Source organism: Nocardioides pakistanensis, from assembly GCF_054781215.1.
Window position 1 is genome coordinate 1 of record NZ_BAAGUV010000010.1, and the last position, 9,149, is coordinate 9,149.

Genomic DNA, 9,149 nt, shown 5'->3' on the forward strand with positions numbered 1-9,149 from the left:
CGCGGCATCGTCGAACGACTCCACGAGGCCGCCGAGCGTGGCCTGTGGGCCGAGCCCGACGCCGAGGTCCTGGCCGCGATGCAGCAGGTGTACCTCGAGGTCGAGGGTGACCTCGAGGACCGCGAGTGAGCGCACGATGAGGATCCGCGTTCTCGGCGTTGGGATGGGGCCGCAGCACGTCACCCCCGAGGTGGCCGACGCGCTCCGGTCGTGTGACTACGTGCTCGCCGCCGAGAAGCGCGAGGACGACAGCCTGCTCTCGATCCGCCGGGCCATCGCCGCCGAGCATGGCGTCGAGGTGGTCGCAGTCCCCGATCCCGAGCGGGATCGGGCGGATCCGGCCGACTATGCCAAGGCGGTCCAGGAGTGGCACGAGGCTCGGGTGGCGGCCTACGAACAGGTCCTGCGTGAACGGGGCGGTACCGCGGCGTTCCTCGTGTGGGGTGATCCGTCGCTCTACGACTCGACGATCCGGGTCGTCGAGCGGCTCGCCGAGCGGTTGTCGCTGGAGTACGACGTGCTCCCGGGGATCAGCGCACCGCAGTTGTTGGCCGCCCGTCACCGGATCGTGCTGCACCCGGTCGGGCAGCCCGTCCACATCACCACCGGCCGCCGGCTCCGCAAGGCCGTCGCGGCCGGTGAGAGCAACCTGTGCGTCATGCTGACCGGCAGCCTCGACCTGGCAGGGCTGGACGATTGGTCGATCTGGTGGGGTGCCAACCTCGGCACCGACTCCGAGGAACTCGTTGCGGGGAGAGTGGCCGACGTGCTGCCGTCGATCGAAGTGGCCCGCGAGCGTGCGAAGACAACGGCCGGCTGGGTGATGGACGTCTATGTGCTGCGGGCTCGGGAGGCGCAGCTGTGAGCGGTCTGCTCGTCGCCGGGACGACCTCGGACGCGGGCAAGTCGGTCGTCACCACCGGCCTGTGCCGCGCCTTCGCGAGACGTGGCGTGAAGGTGGCGCCGTACAAGGCCCAGAACATGTCGAACAACTCGATGGTCTGCGCCGCCGCCGACGGCACGACCGCCGAGATCGGCCGGGCACAGTGGGTCCAGGCACTGGCTGCCCGCGTTGCCCCTGAGCCGGCGATGAACCCGGTGCTTCTCAAGCCCGGCAGCGACCGGCGCAGCCACGTCGTCCTGATGGGCCATCCCGCCGGCGAAGTCTCATCGGCGGACTGGGAGACCGGCCGACGTCACCTGGCCACGGCCGCGCACACCGCGTACGACGACCTCGCCGCGCGTTTCGACGTCATCGTGGCCGAGGGAGCAGGGAGCCCGGCCGAGATCAACCTGCGCGCCGGCGACTACGTCAACATGGGCCTGGCCCGGCACGCATCGCTGCCCACCGTGGTTGTGGGCGACATCGACCGCGGCGGCGTCTTCGCGGCGATGTACGGCACGGTCGCGCTCCTGGAGCCCGCGGACCAGAGGCTTGTCGCGGGTTTCGTGGTCAACAAGTTCCGCGGCGAACTGGCGCTCCTCTCCCCCGGCCTGGACTCCCTGGAGCGGCTCACCGGCCGTCGGGTGTACGGCGTGCTGCCGTGGGATCCGAGCCTGTGGCTGGACTCCGAGGACGCCCTTGACCTGGACGGTCGTCGCTCCAGCGGTGAGGCCGCCTTCCGGATCGCGGTCGTACGGCTGCCGCGGGTCAGCAACTTCACCGACGTCGACGCGCTCGGCCTCGAACCCGACCTCGACGTCGCCTTCGTCTCCGACCCCCGCGACGTCGCCGCTGCCGATCTGGTCGTCGTGCCGGGGACCCGCTCGACGATCAGCGACCTGGCCTGGCTGCGCTCGCGAGGCCTCGACGCCGCGATCCTCGACCACGCCCGCCGTGGTCGCCCGGTGCTCGGCATCTGCGGCGGCTTCCAGATGCTCGGCCGGACCATCAGGGACCCTGCCGGTGTCGAGGGCGTGCCGGGTGCCGAGGTCGAGGGTCTGGGGCTGCTCGACGTCCGCACCGACTTCGCAGCGGAGAAGGTGCTGCGCCTGCCTACCGGCGCCGCCCTTGACGCACCCGCGTCGGGGTACGAGATCCACCACGGCCGGACCACCCGCGTCGGTGGCGAGGAGTTCCTCGGCGGCGCCCGCGCGGGCAACGTCCTCGGCACGATGTGGCACGGAAGCCTCGAGGGCGACGCGCTGCGGGGTGCGCTGTTGTCCGAGCTGCTGGGCCGAGAACCGTCGGGGGTGAGCTTCAGTGCTGCCCGGGACGCGCGGCTCGACCGCCTCGGCGACCTGGTCGAGGAGCACCTCGACGTCGACGCACTGCTGACACTCGCCCGCGACGGCACACCCGCCGGACTGCCCGTCCTACCCCCAGGAGGTGCCCCGTGAGGCTGCTGCTCCTGGGAGGCACCCGTGAGGCCCGTGACCTCGCGGCCCGGTTGGTCGGCGATCGCGACAGCGGCGTCGAGGTGACCAGCTCGCTGGCCGGCCGGGTTGCCGAGCCGCGTCTGCCGGTCGGGAGGGTGCGCATCGGCGGCTTCGGCGGCGTCGAGGGTCTGCAGGCCGCGCTCGCCGAGTACGACGCCGTGGTCGATGCAACCCATCCCTTCGCCCTCGGCATGACTTCGAACGCTGTTGTTGCCTGTCGCCTCGACGGCGTCCCCCTGCTGCGGCTCGAGCGGCCCGGTTGGGAACCGGACGCGAGGTGGCACTACGTCGACGACCACGAGCAAGCAAGCACGCTGGCCGCATCCCTCGGTGTGCGCCCGTTTCTCACCGTCGGCCGCCAGGAGCTTTCTCGCTTCCTCCCGGCGCTGATCGGACATCCCGTGCTTGCGCGAGTCGTCGACCGTCCCGCTCTCGACCTGCCCGAGACGTGGACGTTGCTGACCAGCCGTGGCCCCTACACCCTCGATGGCGAGCTCGCGCTGATGCGGCAGCACGCCGTCGACGTCCTCGTCACCAAGGACTCAGGCGGCAGCTACACGTGGCCCAAGATGCAGGCCGCCGCCGAGCTCGACGTCGCCGTGGTCGTCGTACGGCGTCCCGCGTGCCCGGTCGGGGTGCAGACCGTGCACGACGTTGACGATGCCGTCGCCTGGGTCAGGGAGCAGTCGTGAGAGTCCTCGTCACCGGCGGAGTCCGCTCCGGCAAGTCCTGTCATGCGGAGTCGCTCCTGGCCGGACCGGTCACCTACCTCGCCCCAGGGCCGGTCCAGGACGACGCCGACTGGGCCGCCCGGATCGCCGCCCATCGGGCGCGGCGGCCTGTCGACTGGACGACCGTCGAGTCCCACAACCTCGTCGGAGTGCTCGCGCACACGGACGGGCACGTCATGGTCGACTGCCTGGGCACGTGGCTCACGGCAGTGCTCGACGAGCGTGGCCTCTGGGGTGCGCCGGCGGACGAGATCACCGACGTGATCGGACACGTTGCGCAAGAGGCAGCGGACGTTCTCGCTGTTCGCGACCAGGGAGAGGACACCGTGCTCGTCACCAACGAGGTCGGCCTGGGCGTCGTCCCCGAACACCGGTCCGGTCGGCTCTTCCGGGACCTGCTCGGACTGGTCAACCAGCGCATCGCCGCGGCCTGCGACGAGGTGCACCTGGTGATCGCAGGCAGGGTGATCCGGCTATGACCCAGCCAGGCGCCGCGCTGCTTCTCGTGGGCATGTCCGTCTCCGATGTCGACCGTCGCGACGAGCTGCTCGCGGCGGCCGCCCGCCACCATGCGAGCGTCGCCTTCTTGCAGATGGGCGACCCATCGCTCTCGCGCGAGCTCACCCGGCTCGCCGACCTCGGCGCCACCACGATCAGCCTCGCCGGCATCAGCCTCGGCCCGCTCGCCCCCGGTCAGTCATGGCTACGTAGGATCGCCTCCCACTGGTGGCGCGAGCGCGGCGGGCACCGCCCGGTGATCGAGGTCGCGACCCGCCTTGCCTCCACGATCGAGGAGATCGAGGTCGCGCTGTCCGACCTGAAGCCGATCTCCGGCGCCGAGCCGGGCCTGACCTCGACCGCCTGGGAGGACGTGACCCGCCACCGGGGCCAGGTGCTCATCTGCCGCGGTCCGCGGTGCACGGCCCGAGGATCCGACGAGACAGCCCGCGCGCTGATCCTCGCACTCATGGAGGCCGGGCTCGGCGACCATGACGTGCTGGTCACCCACACTGGTTGTCAGTTCCCCTGCAACCAGGCCCCGGTTGTCAGCGTGCAGCCCGACGACGTCTGGTACGGCGGCGTCGATCCACACGCGGCCCGCCGGATCGTGTCCGACCACCTGCTGGCCGACACTCCCGTGGAAAGCCGCCGGCTCCCGCGCTGAGCGCAGGAGCCGACAGGTTGGTTCGCGGGGCGGGCCGTCAGAGGCTCGCGGCTAGCGCGCGCCGCTGCGCCCGCTCCGTCTGCGCGGCGTAGAGCCGACCAACCAGTCCGGTGAGCACCACGCCGATCACGCCCCACATCGTGGCCAACGTGAACAGTGACGCCCGGCGGAAGAACCAGAGCGTGTTGGCCGGGAAGTCGCCGACCTCGTTGACGGTGGCGAAGAGCTGGCCGGCGACGACCACGACGGCCAGGTAGCCGGCTGCACCGGCGACGACGCCACCGTAGGTGCCGAGGCGGTTGCGCAGCCTGACCGCGGCGTACGTCGCGGCGACGGCCGCGAGGACCGAGACGGCTACGAAGCCGAAGTAGAGCGCAGTCCTGTCGCCGATGGTGTCACCACTTCCGACCGCTGGCGGGTTCGCCGGGTACTTCAAGAACGGCACCAGGGCGAACGCGACGAAGCCAAGCAGCGTAACCAGGGCCGTGGACTGGCCGGGTTGGAGCCGGCCCATGCGGCCGACGGTGCCGGCAGCCAGGAGGGCCACGATGCCGCCGAGCGCGACCCCGACGGCGAGCGTGCCGGTGAGCAGTCCCCAGGTCTTCTGGTTGTCGCGGGAGACCTCGGCGCCCGCCGTGGTGCCCGGCTCGTCGCCGTGGTCGTGGGACGCCGGCGCCTGCTCGGCGGTCCCGGCCTCCTCGAGGGTGATGGCGGCGTCGACGTGGGGTTCACCCGCGGTGTAGGCGACGAGGAAAGTCGCGAAGCCGGCGACGAGTCCGGCGATCAGTCCGCGGACGAGAAAAGCGCGCGCAGCCATGCCTCAGTGGCAGGGGTAGCCGAGGAGGTGGCGTCCGTCGTGGACCCACTCGTGAATGGCCGTCCCGGAGAGGAGGGACACCGCGCCCTGGTCAGTGCTGACGAAGAAGAGCACCAGCGTCCCGAGGAGACCGAAGAACAGCGCCCAGGGCGCGAGCTGACCCAACGGGATGGTGGGAACGGAAGGGGCGCCAGCGACCGGCGCCGCAGAGACCTGCGACATGTGTCCTCCTCAGGGATACGTGCGTCCCTGTTCGATGGGATGGATACGGACACTCGGGTCTGACTCCACCGCCAGGAGGCGATGTCACAGTAGCGCGACTGTGCCGGATTCTCACCGGCTTCCTCGTGCCCGTGAGCCGGATGCTATCGCACGCCGGCCCGCTGTGCGCCGAGCCACGAGCAACGCGCCGGATGCCGACACGACCGCACCGATGATGCCGACCCTGCGTGCGAGTCGGGCGGCCCGACCGATGTCCTCGGGTCGTACGGCGCGCCCGTCGCCCATGACGGAACGGTGCTCGAGCCGGCTGCCGTAGTAGCGGTTCGTGCCGCCCAACCGGATGCCGAGAGCGCCGGCGAAAGTGGCCTCGACGACTCCGGCGTTGGGGCTGGGATGGGCGGCGGCGTCGCGGCGCCATGCCCGGACAGCGGCCCGTGCCGTGCTTGGCGAGGCAAGGAGCGTGGCGGCACCGGCGATCCGCGAGCCGGGAAGGTTGACCAGATCGTCGAAGCGGGCGGCGGCCCAGCCGAACCGCTCATAGCGGTCGTTGTGGTGGCCGACCATCGCGTCGAGGGTGTTGGCCGCCCGGTAGCCGAGCAGCCCGGGCATCCCGGCCACGGCTCCCCACAGCAGCGGTGCGACGACGGCGTCCGAGGTGTTCTCCGCAACGGACTCCACGACCGCGCGCCCGACCTCCGACTCCTCCAGCGCCGAGGTGTCGCGGCCCACCAGATGGGTGAGGCGTTCACGGGCTGCCGGGAGGTCGCCTGCTCTCAGGAGCGCGTCGACCGCGAGTGCCTCGCGCTCCAGCGAGCGCCCACCGAGCACCGTCCAGGCCACCACGGCGGTGGCCACCGCCTGGGCGACGGGGTTCCGCGCTGCCCGATCCGCTACGACTCCCCCCACGATCGCCGCCCCGACGAGTGCCGCCGTGTGTGCCGCACCCCGCGGCCGCGAGTCGGCGTACAGCCGACGCTCCAGCGCCGCGGCCGCGTTGCCGAAGCCGGCAACGGGATGGAGATGCTGCGGGTCTCCGAGCACGCGGTCCGCGGCGAACCCGAGCAGCAGACCCGCCGCCCGGGCGCTCACGAGAGCGCCACCAGGAGGGCAGCGAGCGACAGCTCGATCGCGGCGCCGAAGACGTCGCCGGTGACGCCGCCGAGCCGCCGCACCGCTCGCGCGACGACGACGGCGACCACGGCGAGCGCCATCGCGCTGGCCAGCGCTCCTCGCCACCAGGCGAGTCCAGCCCAGGCGCCGGCGAGCGAGAGAACGGCGGCGCACGTCGGCCACATGAGCACCACGACCGGCCGAGCCACGGTGCCGGTGTAGGTGTCACCGAGCCCACCGGGCCGTGCCGACGGCACCCCCCGGGCGCAGCACATGGCGAGCGCAGCGCGGGAGACGCAGAGCGCGCAGCCGGCCAGCACGGCGGCGCGCACAGGGTGCGGTGAGGCCAATACTGCGACCAGGCCTGTGGCCTGCAGGCCGAGGACCAGTACCACCGCCACGACGCCGGCCGGACCCGACGTACCGCTCTTCATCACCTCCAGCGACCGCTCCCGGTCGTAGGACGCCGCCATCCCGTCGACCGTGTCGGAGAGCCCGTCGAGGTGGAAGGCGCGGTTGCCGAGAATAGCCGCGCCCAGCGCCAGCAGCGCCGCTACGGGGATCGGCAGACCCAGGGCATGCCCGGCCAGGAGCACCAGAGTCACCGTCCCCGCGAGCGGAAGGGCGGCCAGCGGTGCGAGCACCATCGCCAAACCGGCCCGGTGTCGGTCGACGACGCCCGGTGGCGCGACGGGTACGACGGTGAGAGTGCCGAGGGCGAGTCGCCAGGCGTCGAGCAGCATCAGGCCCCGAGCTCCGAGAGCAGCGCCACGTCGCGGAGCACGGCGGCGGCGCTGCGGACGACAGGGACCGCGGCGACGGCGCCCGATCCCTCCCCCAGCCGCATGCCGAGGTCGAGCAGCGGTTCTCGGCCCATCTTGGCGAGCGCGAGGGACTGGGCCGGTTCGGTGGAGCGGTGCCCGGCGGCGTACCAGGCGGCGGCGCCGGGCTCGATCCGGTCGGCGGTGAGGGCACAGGCCACGCTCATGAGTCCGTCGAGCAGCACCGGTACGCCGTCCTGGGCTGCGGCAAGGAGGTAGCCGGTGGTGGCGGCCAGGTCTGGGCTGCCCAGGGCCGTCAGTGTCTCGACCGGGTCGCCGGCCCGGGTGCCGGCACGCCGAAGGGCGATGTCGATCACCTCGGTCTTGCGCGCAAGCGCGACATCGTCGATCCCCGTGCCTCGCCCGACCACCTCGGCTGCGGGAAGCCCGAGGCCGGCGGCGATCAGGGCCGCGGCGGGGGTGGTGTTGCCGATGCCCATGTCTCCGCCGAGGAGCAGCTGAGCACCGGCCCGGATCTCCTCGCGCGCGATCGCCGCCCCTGCGTCGAGGGCCTGCCGGGTCTGCTCCGGCGTGAGCGCGTCCTCGAGATGGATGGCGCCGCTGGACCGACGGACCTTGTGGACGGTCAGCGCCGCGCAAGTCGCCTCGTCGAGATCGGCGAAGTCGTCGTCGACACCGAGGTCGAGCACGCGGACCGCGACGCCGTGGGTGGCTGCCAAGGCATTCACAGCCGCCTTGCCGGCGAGAAAGGTGCGGACCATCGCACCGGTGATCGCGGGCGGGAACGCGGAGACGCCGTGCGAGGCGACGCCGTGGTCGCCGGCAAAGATGACCAGCCGGACGTCATTCACCGGCTTCGGAGGTACCTGGCCCTGGCAGGACGCAAGCCAGATGCCCAGCTCGCCGAGGCGGCCGAGGGCACCGGCCGGGGTGGCCAGTGCGGCCAGGCGCTTGGCGGCGTGGTCGCGGGCGATGTGGGACGGGGCGGAGACGTAGGGCATGGCGGACCTCACGAGGTGGGCTGGAGAAGGCGGACCGCGTCGAGCGCGGTGAAGAACTGGTTCGTCATCCCCGGCGGACGCACGGCGATGCGGACCCAAGTGGAGTCGAGCCCCGGGAACGTGTCGGCCCGGCGTACGGCGACGCCGCGCGCCCTCAGCGCCGCATGAGCGCCCCGTCCCAGCCTGGCCAGGACGAAGGGCGCCGCCGATGGCGCGTAGTCGATCCCGCGTCCGCGAAGACCGCCTTCGAGGAAGTCGCGCCAGCGCGCCAGCGTGGCCGCGCGGTCGCGGGCCTCGGGGGTCGCTGTCCGGCTGGTGCACGCGATGGTTGCCGCGATGGCCGGTGCCGAGACGGACCAGGGCGTTTGCCGGTCGGCCATCGAGCGGACATGGGCGCGGTCGCCGACGAGGTAGCCCGCTCGGATGCCCGGGATTGACCAGTGCTTGGTGAGGCTCCGGATGACCACCAGGCCCTTGAGTCGCTCGCGGGCCAGGGAGCCGGTCTCGCCGGGGATCGCGTCCATGAAGGCCTCGTCAACGACGACGAGTCGACCTCTCCGGCGCAGACCGCGGAGCAGGTCGGCGGGGTGGAGGACACCGGTCGGGTTGGTGGGGTTGCCGATGACGACGAGGTCGGCGTCGCCGGGGATCGCGTCGGGGTCGAGCGCGAAGCCGTCCTCCGGTCGGCACAGGACCGTCGTCACGGTGTGTCCGGCCTGCTCGAGCGCGGCGTGGGGCTCGGTGAACTGGGGGTGTACGACGACGGGGCGTCGCCACGGGCGCAGCTGGGCGATCAGCGTGAACGCCTCCGCGGCGCCGGCGGTCGGAAGGACCTCCTCGAGCTCTCGGCCGTGCCGCTGGGCGATCGCGGCGCGTGCCGGCTCGGCGTCGGGGTACGCCGCCGCCGCGGTGAGGCTGTCGCGCAGGGCGCGCTCCAGCCAG

General features: G+C 72.3%; 11 protein-coding genes. 5 read left to right on the forward strand and 6 right to left on the reverse strand.

Translation table 11 applies throughout. From position 1 onward, the window contains the following. Positions 1 to 136: 136 nt before the first annotated feature. From cobF to ACYVIH_RS03400, 5 genes are read left to right on the forward strand one after another with little or no spacing between them, the layout of a single operon-like run. Positions 137 to 865: a precorrin-6A synthase (deacetylating) gene (cobF, locus tag ACYVIH_RS03380; protein ID WP_460865999.1), complete on the forward strand. Its 729-nt coding sequence runs from the start codon at positions 137 to 139 to the stop codon at positions 863 to 865. After that, on the forward strand, positions 862 to 2,340 hold the full coding sequence (locus ACYVIH_RS03385; RefSeq protein WP_460866002.1) for a cobyric acid synthase: 1,479 nt from the start codon (positions 862 to 864) through the stop codon (positions 2,338 to 2,340). The genes cobF and ACYVIH_RS03385 overlap by 4 nt, the downstream gene beginning before the upstream one ends. Next, the gene (locus tag ACYVIH_RS03390) at positions 2,337 to 3,071 is read left to right on the forward strand and encodes a cobalt-precorrin-6A reductase (protein WP_460866004.1); all 735 of its coding nucleotides are present in this window, start codon (positions 2,337 to 2,339) and stop codon (positions 3,069 to 3,071) included. The genes ACYVIH_RS03385 and ACYVIH_RS03390 overlap by 4 nt, the downstream gene beginning before the upstream one ends. Beyond that, on the forward strand, positions 3,068 to 3,589 hold the full coding sequence (locus tag ACYVIH_RS03395) for a bifunctional adenosylcobinamide kinase/adenosylcobinamide-phosphate guanylyltransferase (protein WP_460866006.1): 522 nt from the start codon (positions 3,068 to 3,070) through the stop codon (positions 3,587 to 3,589). The genes ACYVIH_RS03390 and ACYVIH_RS03395 overlap by 4 nt, the downstream gene beginning before the upstream one ends. Continuing rightward, on the forward strand, positions 3,586 to 4,275 hold the full coding sequence (locus ACYVIH_RS03400; RefSeq protein ID WP_460866011.1) for a (2Fe-2S) ferredoxin domain-containing protein: 690 nt from the start codon (positions 3,586 to 3,588) through the stop codon (positions 4,273 to 4,275). The genes ACYVIH_RS03395 and ACYVIH_RS03400 overlap by 4 nt, the downstream gene beginning before the upstream one ends. Before the next feature lie 37 nt (positions 4,276 to 4,312). Here the strand turns inward: ACYVIH_RS03400 and ACYVIH_RS03405 are convergent, their stop codons facing one another. The 6 genes from ACYVIH_RS03405 to cobC form a co-directional block, all read right to left on the reverse strand. Further along, positions 4,313 to 5,092, reverse strand: a complete 780-nt coding sequence (locus ACYVIH_RS03405; RefSeq protein WP_460866013.1) for a CbtA family protein — start codon at positions 5,090 to 5,092, stop codon at positions 4,313 to 4,315. Between the two features lie 3 nt (positions 5,093 to 5,095). Beyond that, the gene (locus ACYVIH_RS03410; RefSeq protein WP_460866015.1) at positions 5,096 to 5,314 is read right to left on the reverse strand and encodes a CbtB domain-containing protein; all 219 of its coding nucleotides are present in this window, start codon (positions 5,312 to 5,314) and stop codon (positions 5,096 to 5,098) included. Positions 5,315 to 5,425: 111 nt separating this feature from the next. Beyond that, positions 5,426 to 6,403 (reverse strand): cobalamin biosynthesis protein, encoded by a 978-nt coding sequence (locus ACYVIH_RS03415; protein ID WP_460866016.1) that lies wholly within the window; start codon positions 6,401 to 6,403, stop codon positions 5,426 to 5,428. Next, positions 6,400 to 7,167 carry an adenosylcobinamide-GDP ribazoletransferase gene (locus ACYVIH_RS03420; RefSeq protein ID WP_460866018.1) on the reverse strand — a complete coding sequence of 256 codons (768 nt, stop codon included), beginning with the start codon at positions 7,165 to 7,167 and terminating at the stop codon, positions 6,400 to 6,402. The genes ACYVIH_RS03415 and ACYVIH_RS03420 overlap by 4 nt, the downstream gene beginning before the upstream one ends. Continuing rightward, positions 7,167 to 8,207: a nicotinate-nucleotide--dimethylbenzimidazole phosphoribosyltransferase gene (gene cobT, locus ACYVIH_RS03425; protein ID WP_460866021.1), complete on the reverse strand. Its 1,041-nt coding sequence runs from the start codon at positions 8,205 to 8,207 to the stop codon at positions 7,167 to 7,169. The genes ACYVIH_RS03420 and cobT overlap by 1 nt, the downstream gene beginning before the upstream one ends. Before the next feature lie 8 nt (positions 8,208 to 8,215). Further along, positions 8,216 to 9,149, reverse strand: a 934-nt coding sequence (gene cobC, locus ACYVIH_RS03430) for an Rv2231c family pyridoxal phosphate-dependent protein CobC (protein ID WP_460866023.1), incomplete at its 5' end; no start/stop codon positions are given.